General features: G+C 55.6%; 17 protein-coding genes. 14 read left to right on the forward strand and 3 right to left on the reverse strand.

Features of this window, described 5'->3' with window-relative positions:
• Positions 1-5 precede the first annotated feature (5 nt).
• The 13 genes from KRAC_RS09250 to KRAC_RS09310 all read left to right on the forward strand — a co-directional run bounded on the left by KRAC_RS09250 (position 6) and on the right by KRAC_RS09310 (position 15445).
• Positions 6-635: an NUDIX hydrolase gene (locus tag KRAC_RS09250; RefSeq protein ID WP_007906338.1), complete on the forward strand. Its 630-nt coding sequence runs from the start codon at positions 6-8 to the stop codon at positions 633-635.
• A gap of 162 nt (positions 636-797) precedes the next feature.
• Positions 798-998, forward strand: coding sequence for a hypothetical protein (locus tag KRAC_RS09255; protein ID WP_007906339.1), 201 nt, complete (start codon positions 798-800; stop codon positions 996-998).
• Positions 999-1135: 137 nt separating this feature from the next.
• Positions 1136-1606, forward strand: a complete 471-nt coding sequence (locus KRAC_RS61170; RefSeq protein ID WP_007906340.1) for a GNAT family N-acetyltransferase — start codon at positions 1136-1138, stop codon at positions 1604-1606.
• 292 nt (positions 1607-1898) lie between these two features.
• Positions 1899-3431 (forward strand): hypothetical protein, encoded by a 1533-nt coding sequence (locus KRAC_RS09265; protein WP_007906341.1) that lies wholly within the window; start codon positions 1899-1901, stop codon positions 3429-3431.
• Between the two features lie 147 nt (positions 3432-3578).
• Entirely contained in the window at positions 3579-5789 is a 2211-nt protein-coding gene (locus KRAC_RS09270; RefSeq protein ID WP_007906343.1) for a tetratricopeptide repeat protein, read from the forward strand.
• Positions 5790-5850: 61 nt separating this feature from the next.
• Complete coding sequence (locus tag KRAC_RS09275; protein ID WP_007906345.1) at positions 5851-8415, forward strand: tetratricopeptide repeat protein; 2565 nt, start codon at positions 5851-5853, stop codon at positions 8413-8415.
• Positions 8412-9740: a class I SAM-dependent RNA methyltransferase gene (locus tag KRAC_RS09280; RefSeq protein ID WP_007906351.1), complete on the forward strand. Its 1329-nt coding sequence runs from the start codon at positions 8412-8414 to the stop codon at positions 9738-9740. Before KRAC_RS09275 ends, KRAC_RS09280 begins: the two co-directional genes overlap by 4 nt.
• A 35-nt stretch (positions 9741-9775) precedes the next feature.
• Positions 9776-10462: a Maf family protein gene (locus tag KRAC_RS09285; protein WP_007906352.1), complete on the forward strand. Its 687-nt coding sequence runs from the start codon at positions 9776-9778 to the stop codon at positions 10460-10462.
• 371 nt (positions 10463-10833) lie between these two features.
• On the forward strand, positions 10834-11886 hold the full coding sequence (locus tag KRAC_RS09290; RefSeq protein WP_040442193.1) for a mechanosensitive ion channel family protein: 1053 nt from the start codon (positions 10834-10836) through the stop codon (positions 11884-11886).
• A gap of 145 nt (positions 11887-12031) precedes the next feature.
• Positions 12032-12721: a nicotinate-nucleotide adenylyltransferase gene (nadD, locus tag KRAC_RS09295; RefSeq protein WP_007906354.1), complete on the forward strand. Its 690-nt coding sequence runs from the start codon at positions 12032-12034 to the stop codon at positions 12719-12721.
• A gap of 24 nt (positions 12722-12745) precedes the next feature.
• Positions 12746-12973: a DUF951 domain-containing protein gene (locus tag KRAC_RS09300; protein ID WP_007906355.1), complete on the forward strand. Its 228-nt coding sequence runs from the start codon at positions 12746-12748 to the stop codon at positions 12971-12973.
• A 103-nt stretch (positions 12974-13076) separates the two neighbouring features.
• Positions 13077-14501 carry an MFS transporter gene (locus KRAC_RS09305; RefSeq protein ID WP_157506364.1) on the forward strand — a complete coding sequence of 475 codons (1425 nt, stop codon included), beginning with the start codon at positions 13077-13079 and terminating at the stop codon, positions 14499-14501.
• 119 nt (positions 14502-14620) lie between these two features.
• Positions 14621-15445 (forward strand): hypothetical protein, encoded by an 825-nt coding sequence (locus KRAC_RS09310; RefSeq protein ID WP_007906357.1) that lies wholly within the window; start codon positions 14621-14623, stop codon positions 15443-15445.
• Between the two features lie 7 nt (positions 15446-15452).
• Here KRAC_RS09310 and mutL read toward each other — a convergent pair whose 3' ends face one another.
• Positions 15453-17252, reverse strand: coding sequence for a DNA mismatch repair endonuclease MutL (mutL, locus tag KRAC_RS09315; RefSeq protein ID WP_007906358.1), 1800 nt, complete (start codon positions 17250-17252; stop codon positions 15453-15455).
• Positions 17249-19930, reverse strand: coding sequence for a DNA mismatch repair protein MutS (gene mutS / locus KRAC_RS09320; RefSeq protein ID WP_007906360.1), 2682 nt, complete (start codon positions 19928-19930; stop codon positions 17249-17251). Before mutS ends, mutL begins: the two co-directional genes overlap by 4 nt.
• A gap of 410 nt (positions 19931-20340) precedes the next feature.
• On the opposite strand from mutS, the gene KRAC_RS09325 reads away from it, so the two are divergent.
• Positions 20341-21978 (forward strand): mucoidy inhibitor MuiA family protein, encoded by a 1638-nt coding sequence (locus tag KRAC_RS09325; RefSeq protein WP_007906362.1) that lies wholly within the window; start codon positions 20341-20343, stop codon positions 21976-21978.
• Positions 21979-22112: 134 nt separating this feature from the next.
• On the opposite strand, the gene KRAC_RS09330 is transcribed toward KRAC_RS09325, so the two are convergent.
• A complete protein-coding gene (locus KRAC_RS09330; protein ID WP_007906363.1) occupies positions 22113-23165 on the reverse strand; it encodes a homoserine dehydrogenase in 1053 nt (350 codons plus the stop codon).
• Between the last annotated feature and the right edge of the window lie 313 nt (positions 23166-23478).

Below are 23478 nucleotides of genomic sequence, written 5' to 3' on the forward strand. Positions count from 1 at the left end.
TTTACATGCTTTCTTCTCTCCCCCGCGAGCAGCAGGATGAAATCGCACACCTGGCTGAGCGTTACGGCACACCAGCACTACATAACGCGGCCCTCTATACTGGCGACGATTATGAACCACTCAATAAGCCAGATCGCTATGGCGAGGTCTGTATGGTCGTTCGCCGCAAAAATGGTCGCCTGTTGACGATGAAGAAAGCCTTCTATCCACCTGCAACCTTCCGTCTGCTCACTGGTGGCATTCATCACGGCGAGTCGATCTACGATGCACTACTACGCGAGACCCATGAGGAAACGGGTCTCGAAGTTACTATTACACAGTTCCTGGCCATTGTTGCCTACCAGACAGAGAACGCCAGAAAGACCCCCTCATTCTATACCTTCGCCTTCCTTCTGGATGAGGTTAACGGGACCCTGGGCGCCATCGATGAAGACGAGGAGGTTGAGTCCTTCTGCGAGATTCAGCCCGCAGAGCTTCCTCAACTGGCAGAGCACCTGGAGCACCTGGCCCATACTGAGCAGCGCCCCCATCAGAACCTGGGCGACTGGGGCGAGTGGGGACGCTTTCGCGCCGTCATTCATCGCGTCGTGTGGGACAAGCTACAAAGCCAGGGCAACGCCAGAGCAAGCAAATGATCAAAAACCATATAGTACTCCTGGAGCAAGGACAATCTCGACAGGCTATGCTATAATAGGCACTAACCACGAACAGGGTAGTAATAGCATACCCTGGGCGCGTGTAGATACACTGCTACATTCATCTATCCATCCCTACCTACCATACTAAGGACCTACCTGATGAGTAAGAAATTCATGAGCACGCTGTTGCTCTTTGCCGTATTTATTGGCTTCATGTACTGGGGCATATCGCTGCTGGTCTCAACCATTAACTCGCCGAAGATGGATGGCGAATATATCGTGTATTCAATCCTTCTGCTTGTCTGCGCCGGGTATGCCTTGATCTCCCTGCTCTTACTTCCACGGAAGAAAATGCGCTAATCTTACCATAACTACTGACTTTGCGCGCTTTCCTATCGATAGTGAAATACTAACCAGCATGCCAGGATGCCTCAGGGCATCCTTCTGGCAGAGGGTCTCCCCTTTATCCAGATTAGAAAAGAATGTAGGACCTGCCGATGATCGATGAACGGATTAGCACTACGCCCATCGCTATTCGCCTCGCGACGCCCGCGGATATTGAACAGATTGATCACCTCGACAGTTTTAGCGCCTCGCCCACGCGCTCTATTCATCGCGAGGTCGAGAAGTACTTTGGTTCTGTTGATCCCTCAACACATGAATACACCCTGATCTTCCTGGCCGAAATCGCTGGTAATGTCTGCGGGAAAGCAGAGCTGATGCTTCCTCCCACTGAAGCGCCTCAGCAGATTGGCTATGTCAGGCGCGTCATTGTCCATCCCGACTATCGCGGTCGCGGCATCTCCAAACCGCTCATGCGCTACCTGATTGGCTATGCACACGAAGAACGCCACCTCACCGCCATTGATCTGCTGGTGTGGGAGAATAACGTTCCCGCCATTCAGCTCTATGAGGAACTTGGCTTTAGCCTGCAACATCGCGAACTCTACTATCGGTTGCACCTGTAGAGAGCCCCGGTCGACCTATGTCAGCGTACTTTTTTGTTCGTTTGCCTGACCAGTTGTGACATATTCGCATTTCACTTCGTTGTAAGACATGGACCGAGAAAGGAACCATGCAAAGCTGTCTCACCACAGACCAGCATTCCTCCTAACCAGCACATACCCTGTGTTGAGCCTCGGTTACTCTGATGGAGGTGCTAGACGCTTTATCCTTTTGGGATGACAACGATTCTATCGTTTTTCTCCTTTGCCAAAGGAGGTCCTGTCTCCCCCTCAGCCAACGGATAAAGCCGCTTATATGTCACAACGAGCTGTTTTTGCACAGACTACTCAACCGGTCGAGAAGACATCCAAAAAATTACTCCACGATAAGGTCGGGCAACTGCTGCAAACCTTCTTTGTGGCGGAGATCACGCCGGAGAATTATCACCTTTTCGATCTGCAACGACGCGCCCTCTGGATCGGGGTCGCCATTTTCTTACAAACACTCAATGAAATCGATCACGACTGGTATATCCCCTATCTGATGCCAGTGGGTTCGCTTATTCCCTTCGTGCTTATCCTTGGGAGCTTTGTCGCGATGTGGATGGCGCTTCGGCCCGCTTCACAGCCACGCCCAAAGTCCGCTATCAAGCGACCTCCAACGCGCTGGCAGAAGTTAATGCTTCTCGTCCTACTCATTCTCACAGTAATAGGCGCGGTTGAGCTTGGACGGGGCCTGATCATGAGCGTCCTGCCGCCTCAATTTTCCAATGATGGCACATCGCTTGATACCAATGCCGCGATGCTCCTGCTGGAGGGGCGCAATCCCTACACCGATTCCAATATGCTGGATATCTATCGCAACCAGAACTTTACGCTTGAACCCAACTGGACCACACCCTTGCGCCAGGGGCAGTTCGCCAACCGCTATGACTATCCCTCCATCGCTGAATTTCGTAGCGTCCTCGATACTGCACTCAAGGCTGGCGAGGCTCCAGAGTTCGAATCTAAGGTTAGCTATCCTGCCCTCTCCTTCCTGACCCTGCTGCCCTTCGCCCTGTTTAAAAACTATAACGTCCTGCCACTCTACCTGGCAAGCTATCTTTTCCTGGTCGCCATCGCCTGGAAGGCATCACGTCCAGAGATTCGCCCATGGGTCCTCCTGCTGAGCATTGCCAATGTACCCATGTGGAGCTCCACGGTCGGAGGCAATCTCGATGTCCTTTGTACGCTCTTCGTCGTGATTGCCTGGCTTCTACGCGAGCGGCGCTGGAGCACAGCGCTCTTCTTTGGCCTGGCCCTGGCAAGCAAGCAAACTGCCTGGTTTATCGCGCCCTTCTACTTTGTCATGCTCTGGCGTCTCTATGGCTTTAAAGAGGCTGTCTATCGCTGCATGCTGGCGAGTATGTTCATGCTTCTCATCAATATGCCATTTATTCTCTGGAACCCTCATGCCTGGCTCGCGGGTGTCCTCGCGCCCATGGCAGATCCCATGTTCCCTATGGGGGTTGGCCTCGTTGGCTTAAGCGTGACGCACCTGCTACCGTTCTTGCCAACCAGCGTGTATACCCTGCTTGAGGGCGTGACTATGCTCGCCATGCTCTACGTCTACTGGCGCATCTGCCGCAAGCGCCCAGAGGCCGCATTCCTGCTGGCAATTATTCCGCTATTCTTTGCCTGGCGCAGCCTGCCATCCTACTTCTATTGCGCAGCCCTGCCCATGTTCGTCTTGATCAGCTCACGGTTGACGCCGCTATCCGGTCAAGCCCTGGCATCGGCCTTCTCTACGCTGGTTCAGCGCAACAAGGTCGGCATGGCCTCGTCATTGAACGCGCCACTCTCCATGTAAAGGCGAGAGCCTGGCACGCAAATTTCCCATCAGAGACAAGAAGAGTGCTCCTGGCAAAAGCACTCTTCTTTTTGTTGTTCCGCTCGACTCTTCCCCTACTTCGTGGTACAATCCACACGATAACATGTTGTGAGGTGAGCGCGATTTATGGTACGGAAAAAAGAGACAGCATTTAGCCTGACTGACGAAGAACAACAGCAGCAACAACACCTGCTTACACACTATCATACCCTGGCAGAAAGCCTGCGAGAAAGCACGGATGCCTCCTCAATTGAGCACGTGTTGCAAGAACTTTTGCAGTGCACACCAGAACTTCAGCAAGCGATTGCCAAAGAGCTCAGCAAGGAACAGCACAGTGATGCTGCCGATATCCTGCTCGCGCTCCATAGCGTCAGCCCTAATAAAGAGGTACGCAAGGAGGCGCGACGCGCGCTCCTGCGCTTAGAGACCGCCTCTATCAAACCACAGTGGCAGGCTCCCCAGGCGCGCACCTCCGTTGTGGAGATCAAGACGGCGAACCCGCCCCGCTTCTGGCGAGGGCAGGTCTCACAAACGCGCGAACAGGGAGAAGTGGTCCTCTCACTCTACTGGGAGCAGGGCTATGACTACACTGAGGTGCGAAGCATTACCTTCATTCTTGACTTCTGGCGCGATGGCGTCCGTGAGTTAATCCTGGAAACGCACAGCAAACGTCGCGTACTTGAGAGCATAGAGGAGCGCCAGGTTACCACCAGTCATGCCTTTGTTGAGTGCACCCTGGCAGAGGGCAAGCGCTTGATTGAAGAGGCTCTCGCGACCAACACCTGGCGTGGGAACCAGCCCGCGGCCGAATACCGCCATCATAGCAACACCCTCAATACTCTAATCTTCCAGGCCCAGGATATTGGGCGCGACCGGGGTCTAACCTTCATGTATCCCGAGATGGATGCTCAGGAGACGGCTATTAACTTCGTGGGCGCCTGGTCCATAGGCGATTATGGCCTGACCTATGATCTCCTCAGTCGGGACAGCACTCTCTTAAAAGATATAACACGCACTGAATGGATTGAACAACATCGCCGCTGGTCCGATGAAGCCCGCCCGGCCCGCCTCATGCTCACGTTTGTGCAAGAGCACGAGGCACCGCAGAGCACGCTCTGGCTCCCTTCCAGTGCGACCAGTAGCCAGCCCAAGCGCGCCGAGGTCGAAATTGGCTGGTCGCTTGAACTCAGTGAAACCATGCTCAGTGGTGCGTTGGCCGAAATGCCGTTGGGAACGGCGATCAATAAGGAAACGGGCCGGCACTGGTTCTGGAGTAAATACACCCTGGTGCGCGAAAATAATGAATGGCGCGTTCAGCGCTTCCATGACGAGGGAGCGCGCCTGCAAGGACTTCCCATTACGGAGATTCAGCAGCAGATCACACGCCGGGAAGAGGAGGTCGAGGCCAAAGCCAAGCAGCCAGCGGAGGATATGCAAAGCCTGCTTGATGAGCTGACACGCGGCTTCTACCAGATCTTACACTACTATGATGCTCTGATTGCCCTGGTTCCACTTGATAGGCAGCCATGCGAAGCGGCCACTGGCCGTGCTATGGCCCTGGGCAATCCCGAGCGAGCTATGGTTTATCTTCAGCGGCTAACCGAGCGCTTCCCTGAGCGACTCGAGTTCAATATGCGTAGTCTTGCAGGGACATACGCCACCTATGCCTTTAATGAAGCCGTAGCCAATATACCCGGGCGACGCGAGCATTTCCTGGAGTTGGCTGAAGCAACACTTCGCGACCTGCTAGAGCTACATAATGATGCGCTGAATCATCTTCTCCTGGCCGAGCTTTACAGTAGCCAGGAGCGCAACGAGGAGGCTGAAGAAGAGCTACACCAGGCAGAAGCGCTCAATCCTACCACTGACGAGCAAGGCAGTATCGAGGCCAACCTGGGCGCGCTAGCCATGCGCCGCGAACAGATGGCCACAGCGTTAGCCCATTTTGAGCGCGCCTCAAAGCTGGTACCCAATCATCCGGGCATCTGGTTTAATCTAGGCTTCGTCCATCGCCTGTTGGGACATATGGAGACAGCGGCGTCACACTACAAACACGCCATTGAACTGGAGCCACAGGATATCCGCCCCTACTCTGAGCTTACAGCCATTAATATGAATCAGCAGGACCAGCAGGAGGCACGCCGGGTCGTTGAAGCCGGGCTTGCCGCCAATCCTGACTCGGCTCATCTGCTCGCACTGCATGCCTCGGTCTTACATGTACTAGGCGAAGAGCGGGCCGCGCAGCGCCAACTTGAGCAGGCGGAACGACTCGATCCAACCCTGGAGATCGTCCAGGCCACTCGCCAGCAACTCGAATTGGAGAAGAAGAGAAAATAGCGGGCTTTACGCGCCCCATGCTCACTGTTCGTAGTGAATAATAGGAAGGGAAAGATGGATTGTGTCACAGAAACAGAAGGCAGGAGCAAACGCAAACGCTAACTCAAAAAGGGCGCATACCTCCCCAGGCCTGAGCCCTGAAGAGCAGGCCTGGGTACAACAACAACTTACCGACTATCCAGGCTATACGCAAGCACTCCAGGCCGCGACGCATACGCGCCAGGCCCAGGAGGCACTCTCACCCCTGCTGGCTCAATCCGAACCTGTACAACAAGCCCTGATACAGAGCCTGGGGAAGCAGATTACGCAGGAGGCCGCCGACCTCTTACAAGCGCTACACGAACTGGCATCAACCAAAGAGGTACGCAAAGAGGCGCGCCGCTCCCTCCTACGCCTGGAGAATGCTAAAATTACGCCACACTGGCAATTGCCAGCCGAGGAACAGGCGCCTACGCAGCCTACCACACCTCAATCCAGCACTCCACCTCGCTTCTGGAAAGGCTTTTATACCGATACGCTTGCCGAAGAAGAGGCGGCAGAGGTCATCCTCCTCTGGGAAGAGGGTGATGGCTATAAAGAGGCACTCATCATGGGTATGACGCTGGACTATCGCCTCCACGGTATTGAAGACTTCTTCTATGAAGCACATTTGAGCAAACGCCAGGCCGAGAAACGCCTGGAGTATATACGCACACAGCAGTTTTCAGGAGCACGCTTCCTTCCCTGCACACTGCCAGAGGCCCGTCACCTGATGCAAGACGCCCTGGACATTCTGGAAGAACATGGAGCGCGCGCCCCAATAGATTTCGTTCGCTACCGCCAGATTGTCGATGAGCTTATCCTGAGTTCACCAGACGCAGAGATAGAAAATGAGGATGAAGAGATAATGCCGAAAGAGAACGAGCCCAGTCCCTTTGATATTACTCAGGAGATGCAAAACTTTTTCGAAAACTTCTTTGCCGCGGGCGACCTTTTCGACCAGACGGTTGAAGAGTTTTTCGATGCCTGGAGTGAGGGCAACTATGGAGAAGCCTACGACCTGCTCGCGCACGACAGCCCGCTACGCCAGGGACTCGAACGTGAAGCCTGGGTCCAGTTACGTGAGCAATGGCGCGCCGAGGCCCAGCCAGCAAACTTCCGCATCCTGGGCCTGGAAGAGCGCCTGGAGGACGAGGATGAAGAGGATTTCCTTGACGAGGAAGACGAAGACGACGAGCTAGAGGATGAGGAGGATGAGGACGAGCTAGAGGATGAGGACGAAGACGAGCTAGACATCGAAGCCGAAGAGGGGATCATTGATGTATGCTGGTCGCTGGAGATGCGCCAGACGCCACTCTCTGAGCGCCTTCCCGAACTACCCAGGGCAACCGCCGTCTATGATGTGACTGGTCGCCACTGGTTCTGGTCCAGCTTTACCGTCATCGATGAAGGTGGCGAGCCACGCCTGGTCTCTCATGTCGATGAGGGGACACAGCTCCAGATCCTCTCCGACGAGGAGCTCGAGACCCGCTCAGATGAGCTTATCCAGCGTTACGAACAACTAATGGAGAAACTGGGCATCGATGAAGAGGGCAATCGTATCGCCCGAGAGGAGAGTGAGGACAAGGAGAACGAAGAGAACGAAGAGCTGGTTCTCGCCCAGACGCTAGCTGGTCTTCAAAAAGGCATCACCATCACCAACAAATACCTGCACCATCTCGATGCCCAGATCGCGCGTCATCCGGACGAGAAATCCGAGCAGTATCAACAAGCAGCCAGCCAGGCTGAGGCATCTCAGGATCTGGAGCGCGCCGCGTACTACCTGCAAGCCATCGCAGATCGCTTCCCTGAACTTGCGCCAAAGGCCTTGATCAGCCTGGCAAATGCCCAGCAGCGCCTGGCTCAAGCGGCAGAGCAGGATGAGGAACGCTCCACGCGTTTCTTCAAGCTCGCCGAACAGAACCTCCACACCAGCCTGGAGAAGGAGAGGTCCGCCCTGGGCCTGATCTTACTGGCCCAACAGCTCTCGCATGAATACGCCAAATTTGATGAGGCCGAGAAACTGCTTCACGAGGCTGTACAGCTCTCGCCCAATGCTAACGAGGCATTGATGATCGCTGTCAACCAGGGCATGATCGAGGAATACCGTAATCATATTCCGCAGGCTATCGAACATTATCAGCGCGCCACGACCATCGCCCCAGACTTCCCCAATCTCTGGAACAATATTGGCTATCTCCAGTTAAACATGGAGCAGTACGACGAGGCCGAAAAGAGTTTCTTGCAGAGCGTTGACCATGATCCCACCAACACAGAGGCATATGTACACCTGGCGGATCTCTATGTCCAGGTACGCGAGGATATTGATGGCGCCGAAGATATCCTGCAGCAAGGGCTAGAAATCAACGAGGACGATATCGGCATTCTGGGCAAGCTGACTGAGGTCTACATTCAGAAAGGCGAGCTGAAAGAGGCCGAGCAGTACCTTGAGGCTGCGGAGGAAATCTCGCCTGATTCGGCTTTCGTCCAGGAACTACGTGCCAACTTAGATCAGGCACGCACAGAGAAACGACGTGCCATGAAATCTCGTGGCGATCAGCGCAAAGCGAACCAATCTCAGAACAAAGCGAAAAAGCACAAGAAATGATGACAGATTTCAACGAACAGTTGCAAGAACGTATGATTCATTATCATACAATAACGCTTGGACCCCTGACACGCCAGGGACACGCCACGGCTGAAGTGACGATCGAGAAGGAGGCGGAGGAGCCACGGCTCCTCCAGCTTCTCGTGCCCGCGGGATTGCCGGGCGAGCGCGTCACTATCGCGGTCGAGGATCCGCCCACACCACGCCCCGGGAGGAGGAGCCGCCGCTGGAAGCCACGACCACCTCGCGTCTGGATCACCGAGATTCATGAATCTTCGCCGGAGCGCGTGGTTGCCCCCTGCCCTGTCTTTGGCACCTGTGGAGGTTGCCAGTTGCAGCATTTGCAATATGAACGCCAGCTCACCTGGAAACGTGAAATGGTGGGAGAACTGCTACGCGAGATTGGCCACTTTGAACAGCCTCCACTGTTGGAGACCGTGGCTTGCGAAATCCCCTGGAACTATCGCAATCAAATGCGCTTCTCCATCAATCGTGAGGGGCAACCAGGGCTTACCGCACGCGACACGCGCCGGGTTCTGCCACTTGTCTCCTGCCCCATCGCGCATGAACGCATCAACCGCGCGCTTACTGTGCTAAGCCAGTTTGAGAATCCGCGTCCACAAGTCATTGTGCGCTATGGTGTCGGCACGGGACAGATGCTCCTACAGCCTCAACAGCCCGAAGAGGTGCAGCAACAACTGCAAGAAGCCGGACTGACCATTTGTGATGAGACCATAGAGGAGAAGCTGGGTGGCAAGATCTTCCGTATCCGCCCTAGCTCGTTCTTCCAGACCAACACGCCACAGGCTGAAAAGATGGTTCGCATGGTACTTGATGGACTCCTCGCGCATCGACCCGCCGAGAAGGATCCTGCCCAATTGACCATCGTCGACGCATACTGCGGCGTTGGTACCTTTGCCCTGCTGATGGCACACCACTTTGGTCGCATTATCGCCATTGAGGAGTCGCCCAGCGCCATCCGCGATGCCCATTGGAACACACGCGATACCAATAACATTGAGATTCTCAAAGGGAAGGTTGAGGACGTGCTACCCGGGCTAAGCGCCCAGGTAGATGGCTTTGTCATCGATCCGCCACGCGCAGGCTGTCAGCCCGTCGTTCTGGAGACACTGCTGCGCTATCCCGTTGAACGCGTGGTGTATGTCTCCTGCGAACCATCGACCCTGGCACGCGACCTGGATGTCCTCTGTCATGGTGACGAGACCTACCAGCTGGTCTCCGTGCAGCCGCTCGATATGTTTCCACAGACCGCGCATATTGAATGTGTAGCCGTCCTGGAACGTAATAAGCATGAAAATATATAGTTACGTACAAAGCTTCTCACCAGGTAATTGATTCTATGCTAAATCATCATACGCATTTGCTGCTCGCCTCCGCTTCTCCCAGGCGCAGGCAGATTATTACCTCCCTTGGCCTGCCCTACACCATTGGCGTGTCGCCAACCGATGAAGAGGCAGTTCAGGCACTCTATCGCGGGCCTGCGGACGGCCTGGCGCAATGGACCGCCGCGCATAAAGCCCTGGGGGCCCTTACTATGCCCGAGTCTCAAGGCACGCTCGTGGTGGCGGCAGATACCACCGTCCTCCTGGATGAGCAGGTCCTGGGCAAGCCGCGTGACGAAGAGCACGCGCGCCAACTCCTGCGCTCCCTGCGTGGACGCTGGCACCGCGTGGTCACAGGCGTTATCGTGTGCGCGCTCAAGGATGGTCAGATCACGATGTTTGGCGCCAGCCAGGCTACACCCGTGCTCATGCGTCCCTATAGCGATGCCGAGATCGACGCCTATATCGCAAGCGGTGATCCTATGGATAAAGCCGGTGCCTACGGTATCCAGAATCCTGATTTCCAACCGACCGAGCGCATTGATGGCTGCTATTTGAACGTCGTTGGCCTACCACTCGGCAAGCTAACTGAGCTGCTTGCGCGCTTTGATGTTCAGCCGCTGGCACCTCATGTCTCAGATCCAGCCTGCCCCTGCTGCCCCTGGTCCACGCGCTCGCTTAAGAACGAGGCTACCCACGTCTAATCACGTGCTCAAGTCATCTTCAGCGGCAACGGCACAGACGCCACAACACATCATCGGGCAGCTTGCGACCAGTTGTGGCTTCCTGCCAAATGGTACTCTTCTCACCCCTCGCCAGATCCGCGCGGTCTTCTCTCAGCTTCCATATGATATAATGCGCTCAGAATAAACAGGACACACAAAAATCACAGACATTTCATCATCCTGTGATTTTGCCATGAGAGGCGCGTAAACATAAACTTGCGCCTACCAATCATGGCAAAATACAGGATGTGTGTTATCTGGCGTCTCCATCTGGTTAGCGCTCTAGAAGGGTTCTCGTAGTTCGGATGATTTTGGCACAGGGGCTTATTAATTCTATCTGGTTAAAGAGTATGATACAGCCGGTATTTCGCATCATTATCCTCGTTGCCGCTACATTGATAGCGGTCTTTCTAGGCTTGCAGTTCCGCCGCAGGCTCAGGGCACGCTTGAAGAAAACGGTGCTCGACGCCTGGATTATCGAAACGCTTGGACTACTCATCATTCTTCCGCCCGTGATCATTGTCCTGCTGATTGCGCCTATTATCTACGATTGGGGCTTCAATCACTTTAAGGATTGGATAGATGGCATTGGTACCACCCTCAAAATTGACTCAGGCAATCTCCCTAACACGCTCTGGCATCTCTTCTGGACCTTCTTCTGGACAATCCTGGTCATCGCCCTGGGCCTGGGCACGGCGCGTACCGTTCGTGACCTAATTGTTCGCTCGCTGGGCGAGAATCGCATCGATATCAACATTCGCACGCTTATCGGGCGCATCTTCTACCTTGTCACGCTAATTATCGTGCTCTTTGTCCTGCTCTCAATCTGGAATATCCCCATCACAGCCCCCTTGACGATCCTGGGCGCCCTGACGGTTGCGATCACGGTCTCAATTCAGGACATCGTCAAAAATCTCTTCTCCGGCTTCTACCTCCTGGTTGAGCGCCCCTTCTACATTGGCAATATCATCACAACCAATAGCGTTGGCGTCAACTACACCGGGCGCGTAGAGGATATTCAGTTGCGCGCAACGAAGGTTCGCCAGCTCTCCGGTGAGGAGATCATGATCCCCAATGCCTATCTCTTCAATAACGTGGTCGTCAATAGCTCATACTATGGAGAGCGCCGCGCCGCCATCACGATTACCTTGCCGCAAGACAAGTTTGTGAAGGACGAGACAGCCGCCATCATTCTCCGCGAGCTTAAGGAAATTCCAGCTGTGATTCCCAAGCCCGAACCAGGCGTACACTTTACGAGCTTTGCTGCGCAAAAAGTCACACTGACCCTACGTTTCTGGATCAGCGTTGAGCAGACAGATACGATTACCGATGTGATGTTTGCGCTCTATCACGCCCTGCCTGATGCTGAGTTGACGGTAACCGAACTAGCTGGCAATATATAGCAAGCATACACCAAAGCTTTTTTGGGAATAGGTGATGTGATTGTATGCTGACAGCCAGAGGCTGTCAGCATACAATCACATCACCTACCCGCGAGCGCCGCAGGCGCGAGCAATTACGTCCATTCCCGAGGAGGAAGAGATACCGTTGGAAGAGCAGCAGAGATCACAGCACACGCAATCAGTTGAGCATATTGGTATTATGGGAGGCACCTTTGATCCTATTCATAATGCCCACCTGGCGGTTGCAGAGGAGGTTCGCGTCGCGCTGAATCTCTCATATATTCTTTTTATTCCGACCGGGCAGCCCCCACATAAACGTACGCATCACCTCACTCCGGCCCAGCATCGCCTCGCCATGGTCGAGCGCGCCATTGCCTCGAATCCTTTTTTTGCCTGCTCGCGCATCGAGGTGGATTGGGCTGGCCCATCTTACACCACTGATACCCTGAAGCGCCTGCGCGAGCAGCTCGGTTCCCGGGCCTGCTTCTATTTTATTATTGGCTGGGATAGCCTGCTTGATCTACACAAATGGCATGATCCCGAGGGCATTCTTGCACAGTTGACCGCGCTCGTTGCGGTGGGCCGCCCCGGCTATTCAGCGTCTGGGGCGCTTGGGAACCCCTTCGATCAGGATAATCTGGACAACACGGAGTATAATACAAAGCTAGAGGAGCGTTTGCCTGGTATCACACGACGTCTGCGTCTCGTGCAGGCTCCCATGCTGGAGATCTCTTCAACTGATCTACGCCAGCGTGTCGCCCAGGGACGTCCCATACGTTATCAAATGCCTGATGCTGTGACAGAATACATTCGCGAACATCATCTCTACCAGTAAAAGATAGTAGAGGACATACATATTATGGAGCCAGTACAGTTTGAGATCGGCGATCGCCTGCGCCTGCGTAAGAAGCATCCCTGTGGTGGTTTTGACTGGGAGGTCTATCGCCTGGGAGCGGACATCGGCTTGCGCTGCGAGACCTGCGGTCGCCACATTCTCCTTCCACGCTCCGAGGTTGAGCGTCGCATGAAACAGCGTTTACCCCGCCTTCCCAAGCCAGAAGACGACTTTGATCCATATGAGCTCTAAATCCGCGATCGCCTCTAACATCCTCACCCGGCACCTCTTCACAGATCTGGGTGAGTTTTCCCTCGACGCCCACGAGCATATGCTCATAAAGGAGAACACCTGTATGGCAGTAGCCAAACCTGGAGGAGGCTTTCTCACCCTTCTCCGCAAGCCCGATTTTTTGCGCCTCTGGCTGGCCCAACTCATCTCACAAACAATTTTTAATGCCTCCAACTGTGCCATCATGCTCCTCATTGAAGCAATCACCCAATCGACGACACAGTTGGGGCTGGCCATTATCAGCTTCAGCCTGCCCGCGGTGCTCTTTGGCGCGCCCGCCGGGGTTCTTGTTGATCGGATGTCGAAGCGCAAGGTGCTCTGGAGCAGCAACTGTTTACGCGGCATCGTCAGTCTTATTTTCGTGCTCTCGCTACTCTTTAATCACAATGCCCTGCTACCCGTTTACGCGCTCTCATTTATTGTTTCTACTATTTGCCAGTTCTTCGCGCCCGCTGAATCTGCCACCATTCCGATGCTCGTCAATAACGAGGAGCTCATGCCCGCGCTCTCCCTCTTCAATATTACGATCATGATTTCGCAGGCCCTGGGCTTTGTGGTCATCACACCGCTCGCCTTGCTATTCCTGCCGACCTTTCATCTCTTTGGCCTGACACTCGACCCTTTTGTGCAGATCTACGCGGCGACGGCGCTGCTCTATCTCGTCTGCTCCGGACTTATTCTCCTCATTCCAAACAAGAGCTTTGCCCCTCATATACAAACGCCCAAGGATGACGATCTGACCGCGCAAACCATTGGGGCTATGGGACATATCTGGCAAGAAATGGCTCAGGGATGGAACTTCGTGCGCACCAATAAGCCACTCTTCCTGGCGGTCGTACAGCTCTCCTTCGCGGGCGTGATTATCTTTGTCATCAGTGAGATCGCAACTCCAATGGTGAAAGATCTGCTGAGCCTTCCAGCCAATACGATGCCGATTGTCTTTGCGCCTGCCGGTATCGGCCTGATCGCCGGTTCGCTACTGATGCCGCAACTGGTCAAGCGCCTGGGACAATATCGCACCATCCACTTCGGTGCACTGGGCCTGACACTTGCCACAGCGATCATTCCCCTGCTCACCCTGGTTGTGCGCCTGCTTGCGCCGCAAAGCTGGCGTGGCAATCCCTGGTTGATGATCATGGTCGCCGTCTTGATGCTCGCGGCTGGCATCGCGCTGGACTTTATCAATATTCCCTCGCAGACCGCCATTCAGGAACTGACACCCGATAAGCTCAAGGGACGTGTGCTCTCGCTGCAAATCGTGCTCTATAGCGCCTGCTCTATCCCGGTCCTACTCTTTCTAGGGGCCGCCTCCGACCTCTTTGGTATTGACCGGGTCCTCTACCTGCTGGCCGGATTTCACCTGGCCTTTGGCCTGTGGTGTATCTACTTTGAGCGCAAACATAAGCTCACGGATCGCCAACAGGCAGCGCCCGTGGTCACACCACTGGAACACGTGGTCATACACCAGGAACAGGAAGAGAGGGTGTAGTCGAACATATTTGTTGACGCTATACAGGTTCAGCATCTACAATACATAGCAGACTGATCCAGTCTAAACCACAGCCACATTGATGAGGTCGTTGTTTAGCATAGCAACCAGGAGAGTGCATGGATACCCAGACGCAAATTATAGAACAAATCGCACCCTATCAGCCCTGGCTCACCCTGTGCGGTGTCCTGGTGCTTTTCCTACTTCTACGTGCCACGCGCAGGGCCTTGCGCCGGCGGGTAGACGAGATCGGGTACTGGCTGCTGGGCGAGCGTGGCCGGCTCATCTGGTTCTGGATCAATGCCCCTGGTGTAATGCTGCATGAACTCAGTCACGCGGCAGTCGTCCTGCTCTTCACACCCTTCGGCTTTCGCATCACCAGTATCACGCTCTTCCGTGTACAATCAACTACGGCACGCGACCGATATGGACGCGTCGTGCGGAGCGGCGGACGCCAATCGCTGCAACTGGGCGAGGTACAATACGTTCGTCCCCAGGGAAAGCTTATCAGCTATGTGGGGGATGGACTCAGCGGCATTGCGCCGCTCTTTGGGGGCACCGCCATGTTCGCTTTCCTCTATTGGATCGCGACTGGCTATAATCTCTGGGACATTCCCCTCGACGCGCACCAGAACTGGCAACTGCTCCGCCCTGACTGGCCCTGGTGGACGCTTATCTTCGCGCCCTACCTGATCCTGACGGTCACCTCTGAACTCTGGCCCAGTCGCCAGGACTGGACGGGAGCGCGCTGGTTTATGGTCGGCCTCTGTACATGTCTCTTGCTAGCTCTCGGCCTCCTCTGGTACACCAATCACCTGGCACGCGTGCTCTCTCTGAGCACATTTATGGCCTCGCGCATCGATTTTGCCCTGGTCGTCCTGGTCGTGCTCGATCTGCTCTTCCTGATCATCGCCGAGTTGACCGCGAGAGGGGTACGCCACTAAGCGTCTCCTACCAGTCGAACTTCTCTATAAGAAAGCTGCGGCTATAATGGAGCAGGATCGGGCTGCCATGCGGGCATACTGCTGGCACGGAGGCGCGTGCCAGGGAGGTCAGAAGCGACTGTTGCTCGCCCTGGCTGAGTTCGCGGCCCCGCCGCAGGGCCGAGCGACAGGACAGGCCGATCAAGAGGCTGTGCTCCCAATCCTCGTTATCTTCGGCGGCGATCTGTACCAGGTCCTCAACCTGCCCCACAAGCTGCTCATAGCCCTCGCCGCCTGGAATCGAGCGCACAAGAAAACTGCGTCCACCGAAGCGCTCACACTCCAGACCCAGACCACGCAACATGGGGAGGCGCTCTTCGAGCAGTTCCGCCTGGTGGCGCTTCAGCTCAACAATGACTGGCTCCAACAGGAGATGCCCATTAACGGCCTCGCCCTCCTCGTCCTCTGCCGAATCGATGCCATGAGCATAACGCTGACGCAGATGCTCATAGATCACACGCTCATGCGCCCGGTGCTGATCAACGAGGTAGAGGCTGCCATCAGGAGCCTCAGCCAGAATCACCGCGCGCTGCAACTGGGCCAGGGGACATAACTGGGCAATTGCCTCGGCTGAGGCAGGGGGCGCGGCCTCCGCCAGGTAATCCTCAGCGGTCTCGCTCATATGCAGCCCCCTGCGGCGCGCCCCGGGCAGCCTGCGCTGGGTCGCCAGGATCGGTCCGGGAAATTTAATCTCCTCCGGTAGGACAGGACTACGCTCCAGAACGGCCTGGACCGCTTCCGTCAAGAGTTCGAGCACCTCCCGCTCACGGAACAGGCGCACCTCGGTCTTGGCCGGGTGCACATTGACATCGACCTCGTCGGGGGCGACCTCGATAAAGAGCACGAGTAGAGGATGCTTCCCTTTAGCTAGCAAGCCGCGATAGCCCTTCTCTACGGCGTCATAGAGCACACGCGATTGGACCCAGCGTCCATTCACAAAGAGCGTGACGTACTGGCGATTGTTCTGCGCCAGCACACGATTCCCAATGTAGCCATGCACACGATACTGCTCGCCTGCGCCTCGCTCCACCTCGTAGAGCATCTCATTGAGTGGCAGGGAATAGATTTCAGTCAGCGCGGTTTTTAGCTCACCCGAGCCGCTTGTCTGTAAGGCGATATGCTCATCAAGCACCAGCGTAAAGCGCACCCCTGGATAGCCCAGGGCGTAGCGCCGTATATAGTGGAGAATATGCCCATTCTCGGTACGCGCTCCACGAATAAATTTCAGGCGCGCGGGCACGTTAAAGAAGAGATCACGCACCGTCACCGTAGTTCCAGGAACCCGGGCCTTGCGTCCACGCTCAACCACCTCGCCACCACGCAGGGTTATAAACTGGGCAGGGCGTTCTTCGCTTTCATCTTCGGTTTCGCTGGCACGGCTCTCAAGGGTCATCTCGGCAATGGTGGCGATGCTCGCCAGGGCCTCGCCACGAAATCCAAGCGTTCCCAAGCGCCCCAGATCCTCAATGGTCGAGAGCTTGCTGGTGCTATGCCGCAGGCAGGCCCGCTCCAACTCGTCCTCAAGGATGCCAGTGCCGTCATCGCTGACACGCATGAGGCGCAACCCGCCGCCACGTACCTCGATCCGTATCGCACAGGCCCGGGCGTCTAAAGCATTCTCAACCAGTTCTTTAATAACGGATACCGGGCGCTCGATGACCTCGCCCGCCGCTATGCGCTCGGCGACCTCGTCGGGTAAGACCACGATTGGCCTGCGGGCTGGACGCTGCCCCAGATTGTTTTCTTCTCGCTCGTACAACTGACTCATGCTCGCCTTCCAGTACGTTTCTTCTGACAGCTCTGTAGCAAGGATAATAGGTTCAGGGCATCCAGGGGCGTAATAGCATACAGGTTAATCAGCTCCAGGTCGTCAGAGCTCCCCTCGCCAGCCTCCAGGCGTTGCGCGATCTGTCGAGCCTCCTCACTCTGCCAATGATAGCTCGCCTGCGACTCCGCCACCCGCCCATTGCTCTCCACCCCCATATGCTCCTCGCGCTCCGGGAGGAGGATTAAACGACTATCACTGGCCTGCTGCCCCTCCTCTAGCTGGTATAAAATCTCTTCGGCGCGCTCCACAATACTCATGGGCATCCCCGCCAGGCGCGCGACATGTACGCCGTAGCTCTTGCCCGCGCTCCCCTCGACGACTTTGTGCAGAAACACAATGCTAGCATGCTCATCCTCATCACTGATCGCCATAGCATGGACACAGAGATGGGGCAGCTCTTCAGCGAGAGCCGCCAGTTCATGATAATGGGTCGCAAACAGCGTGCGCGCTTTTAAGCGGCTATGCAGGTGCTCCACCACGGCGCGGGCGATGGCCAGCCCATCATAGGTACTGGTCCCACGCCCGATCTCGTCGAGGATGAGCAGACTATGGGGCGTGGCATGATGCAGGATGGTTCCCGTCTCCTCCATCTCAACCATAAATGTGCTCTTGCCGGCTGCGATATCATCCTCGGCTCCAACGCGAGTGAAGATCCGGTCGACAACCCCTATCCGCGCCTGCCTGGCTGGCACAAAGCTACCAATTTGCGCCATGAGCGTAATCAGTGCTACCTGGCGCAAGTAGGTCGACTTGCCTGCCATATTGGGGCCAGTCAGCAACATAATACGCCTCCCCTCGTCGGCCTCCATCTGTGTATCATTGGGAATGAAGACGTCGCCATCCAGGGCATATTCAACGACCGGGTGCCGTCCATCGCGAATATCAATGCCATGTCCCTGCTCCAACTGGGGACGCGTATAGCCCTGGTGAACCGCGACCACGGCGAAGCTCAACAGGACATCGACCCGGGCCACAAGTCTGGCCGTGTGAGCTAGCTGCGCATAGTAGACGCTAATCTGACGCAGAACCTCCCCGTAGAGCCCCTTTTCCATCTCTTCGATGCGCTCGACGGCGCTCAGGATGCGCGCCTCATGCTCTTTCAGCTCAGGCGTGATAAAGCGCTCAGCGTTGACTAGCGTTTGCTTGCGCATATAGTCGCCGGGCACCAGTTTCAAGTTGGCATTGCTTACTTCAATATAGTAGCCAAAGACCTTGTTAAAGCCGACTTTCAGAGATTTGATGCCTGTCCGCTCACGTTCTCGCCCCTCCAGAGAGACCATCCAGCGGCGCGAGTCACGAATGGAGGCAAAGAGTTCATCCAGCTCTGTATCATAGCCCTGGCGAATCAAGCGCCCATCATCGCCATGCTCATCCTCCTCGCCCGAACGCATCAAGGCGCGGTCTACCAGGTCGATGACCTCCTGACAATCCTGCATCTCCTCGGCCAGTTCGCGCAGGAGCAGTGCCTCGCAGCCACGCAAGAGTTCACGCAACTCGGGGACGTGCTCAAGATTGTCGCGCAAGCCCAAAACCTCGTTGCGCACGGCGGTCCCCTGGCGAATGCGCCCGGCGATACGCTCCATATCGCTAAAGACCTGCAAGCTCATGGTAAAGCGGCTACGCAATGCTGGACTCTCAAAGAGTTCCTCGACGCTTCCCAGCCGCGCATCCAGTTCATTGAGGTCGAGCAGGGGCTGGGTAATGGTCTTGCGCATCTCACGCGCGCCCATAGGGGTAATAGTACGGTCGAGCACACCCAGCAGGCTTCCCTGCACACTACCACTGCGCGTGCCCTGAAGGAGTTCCAGGTTGCGCTGGGTATGGGCATCCAGCACCATATAGCTGCTGGTGCGATAGGATTTCAGGCCAGTCAGGAGGGCGAGCAGACCGTTATTCATCTTTTCCAGGTAGGTAACAATTGCGCCCGCGGCGGCCACAGCCTGGGGAATATGTGCGCATCCATATGCTTCGAGTGATTGCACACCAAACAGCTTACAGAGCCGATCCTGCGCCATCTCGGAATTGAAGAAGTGTCCAGGGCACGCGGTTACCGTCACCGTCTGCGTAGGAAAGCGATACGCCTCGCGGTTACTCCCTTCAGCAAGCAAGCATTCAACCGGGTTGAGACGCTGAAGCTCGGCGTCCAGCGCGACTGGTAGCTCCTCGGAGCGAAACCAGGTCACAAGAAACTCGCCGGTACTGACATCCACTGCCGCTAACGCGGTCTGCACGCGTCCCATGGCGATAGCCACCAGGTAGTTATTCTGGCGTGCTGGCAGGAGATTTGGCTCTGATAGCGTGCCCGCCGTTAAAATTCGTGTCACGGCCCGGTCTACCACGCCCCGGCCAACCTCTCCCACCTGCTCACACACACTAACTTTATAGCCCGCAGTGATCAGTTTGCCAATATAGTTATTTAAGGCATGCAGAGGGATTCCGGCCAGGGGTACAGCCTCGTTGCCGTACATACGACTGGTGAGCACGATCTGGAGTTCGCGCGCGGCGATCCGCGCATCCTCATCGAAGGTTTCAAAGAAGTCCCCCACCTGGTACATAAGCAGGGTGTCGGGGTACTGGCTCTTGATGCGTAAATATTGTTTGCGTGCGGGCGTCGTCATGGATTGTTTCCCTCTACTGCCATCAATTCCTGAATGTTAGGCTTGAACATCCGTACATTACTCTATTCTCATTTAGTTGTCAAAAGCAGGATATCATCGCGTTCTCAGATATCCACTCTTCCTACTCTTCTGAAGGGTCTTCGCGCCTGCGGCGCTCTGAGTGTAAGGTGTGTGGTGGCGGGTAGGCAAAGCCTACCCGCCACCACACACCTTACACTCAGGCGAGCTTGCGAGCAAACACAGGCATAAAAATAAGATTTATGTAGTTCTGAAACACAACTATAGTTCACGAGATATCTAGTAAAAAGCAGCATAATGTGCTATTCTCTACATCCAGGCTGCCGCTAACCGGCAACGGTGCTCGCACGTATGTAAGACGAAGAACGCAGTACAGAAGGAGACTCCTACCTATGCCAGCGAATGATATTCAGGCTCCCATTACCGAGGTAACTGTTTATAATGACCGCGCCCTCGTCACACGCGCAGGCACCATGCACCTGGCCCAGGGCGAACATGACGTGCGCATCAATGATCTGCCGCCCTTTCTTCGTGAATCACTCCGAGCCTCCGGCCAGGGTCCGCAGGGCATGCGCATTCTCAATGTTGATATTACCACCGCCTATCATAGCTTTACGACGCGCGATGATCTACTGAAGCTAGAGGTAGAAATTGAGCACCTGGAGCAGCAGGCAAAGCTGTTGAAAGCGCGCCAGGAGGCGTTACAGGATCGACGCAAGTGGCTGCGTTCCCTTGGCGAGCAGGCGACCGATTTCGCGCGTGGCCTGGCCCGTGGGCAGATGAAGCCCCAGGACTGTGCGGACTTCTTTCGCTTCGCCTCGCAGCAAGCCCAGCAGGATGCGGAAGAGGCCCTGGATCTGGATGTGCAGGTTCAGCGTATTCAGAAAGAAATTCAGGCCCGCCGCCGCGAATACACACAGACACAAAACAGCGGCACAACTGACCGTCTCGCGGCCGTAGTCGCGCTTGAGATGCCACAAGAGGGCGACATAACGCTAGAAATCTCCTACATGGTTATGGGGGCCTCGTGGCAGCCCCAGTACGATGTTCGTGTCCAGCTCAACGAGGACGGCAATCGTGGCGAGGTTGAACTAACTTATCTGGGTGTAGTCACCCAACGTACCGATGAAGATTGGAGCAATGTCCGGCTCTCACTCTCCACCGCCCGCCCCAGCCTGGCCTCGGTCTTGCCCGAGCTTAAGCCCTGGTATATCAATACCTTTACGCCTACCCCGGTCTATGCCGCACGCGCCCTGAAGAGCGCAGCTATTTCTACCGGGACGAGTGCGCACATGGAGAATATGGATATGCCACCACCGGCAGCCGCCGCAGCACCAGCGGCAGCCATGTCCCAGCCCGCACAAATGGCTACGGCATCCGTGGAGAATACAGGCACCGCTTATGTCTTCCGCGTCGCGCGTTCCGTCGATATTCCCTCGAATGGCTCGCCGCATAAAACAACTATCGCGCTTGATCGCCTTCCCTGCACATTTGACTATGTCTCGGCTCCCTCTCTGGAGGAGAATGTGCATCTGCGCGCCACCATTACCAATACCACTGAGCGCGTCATTCTACCCGGTACAACTCATATCTTCCTGAAAGGCGAATATGTTGGTACCTCCCAGGTCAAACAAACCGCTCACTCCGAGCGCTTCAAAATCTTTCTCGGAATCGACGACAGCATCAAGGTTGAGCGCAAGCTGACGGAGCGCGCCGTCGATAAGGGGGTTCTACTACAAAATGATCTGCGCCGCCTGACCTATGGCTACCGTATCACCATTTCCAACTTCACGTCCTTCCCACGCCAGATCGTGTTGCGCGATCACCTGCCTGTTCCTCAACATGAACGCGTTAAAATTAAGACACTTCATGTGCAACCAGCGCCAACCGAGCAGACCAAGCTCTCGCTGTATACCTGGCAGTTCACGCTCCCTCCAAGTGGTGAGTATAAAGTAGAGTATCGCTTCCTGGTGGAGCACCCACGTGACTACACCATTATCGGCCTGCCTCCCATTGATGAACCTGTGTAGGCAAGCGAACTTTTGGCGTGACTTCTCGCGCCTGCGGCGCTCGCCTGTGTGTATATGGTATGGGGCGTGCAGGGAGCCATAGGCTCCCTGCACGCCCCATACCATATACACACTACGTTATATATGACTGCTAATTACGCAGAGACTGCGCGAATAAAGTCTGCCATGACATCATAGGCGGTCGCGTCGGGCCCCGCGGTCTCATCTTCGGGCAGGTGAAGCGTGACTGTCAGGCCTCCTGGTACGATATCCATCTCCATGTGGGCTAGCATGGAGGCCGGGCTAACCGCCGCCAGGGGATCGCCGGCCTCTACCTGCTCTGTTTGGACGCGTGCCACGACATCCTGCCCCACGCGTTCAAGCGTCGCCACCTGCTTGTAGGGCGTGCCCGCGGCACGCGCACGCTGCAACTCGGCGGGCTGGAGTTCGCGGATACCCTCACGCTGGACCTCTTCGAGCTTGAGCGGAACGTCCATCAAGACATTAGCAATCGCACAGAGCTTGACCGTCGCATCCCAGCCATCGACATCCAGACTGGGGTCGGTCTCAGCGATACCCAGTTCCTGCGCTCGTTTGACTGCCTCCGCAAAATTTTTGCCCTGCTCCATCTCGTTAATAATGACATTTGAGGTGGAGTTAAGCAGGCCGCGAAAACGCATGAGCTTGGTCGCGGGGAGCGAGTTTTGATAGAGGGAAAAGATCGGCGCGCCTGCCATGACTGTGGCTTCAAAGAGGAAGCGTTTCCCTTTGCGTTGCGCCAATTCCTCTAGTTCCACATAGGCATGGACCACTGGTCCCTTATTCGCGGTTACGACATGAGCACCTAGTTCCAGAGCTGTGCGCATGTAGTCAATCGCGGGCTGGCCCGTCTGAGGATTCGTCGATGTAAGCTCAAAGAGCACATCCGCCTGGGCAGCCTGGAGCCACTCCTGCACATCACGCAGCTCTGTCTGCGTAGGTGGCACATTCCCGGCCAGGAGGGCCTCAAGGTCGATCCCTTGAGGATCAGCGATCCAGCCCATACGCCGGGTCGCCACACCGGTCACACGCCACTCGATACCATATTCATTCCGCAGATCTTCGCGCTTGGCTAACAGGTGCCGCGCTAAAGCTCGACCGACGTTGCCAAAGCCTAAAATACAGAGATTATAGGTCTTGATCTCTGTTTTTCGCTCTTTTGTATGCATATCGCTAACGTACCTCCTCGTACCATTCCTAAAATCAGGTGGAAACAGACATCGTTATGTGTGAAGCCTGAAACATAGACTTCCCCACCCTTTGCCTCTGACAACCCCTCACCGCAAGATCAATAGGAACTTTCGTCAGTCACTATATTAATCGTAAAGAATTTTGTCTACAATCTCAACATTCTCCATGCTTTAGTACTCCTGGCAGCCCTCCAGGCCAAATTTTGTAATGTATTTGTTAATCATTAAGCCACATTCTATTCTCTGACAGCTACCACTATTCTCCCCTCATGCCTACTCGCGCGGAACGGTC

Source organism: Ktedonobacter racemifer DSM 44963, assembly GCF_000178855.1.
Taxonomy (GTDB): domain Bacteria; phylum Chloroflexota; class Ktedonobacteria; order Ktedonobacterales; family Ktedonobacteraceae; genus Ktedonobacter; species Ktedonobacter racemifer.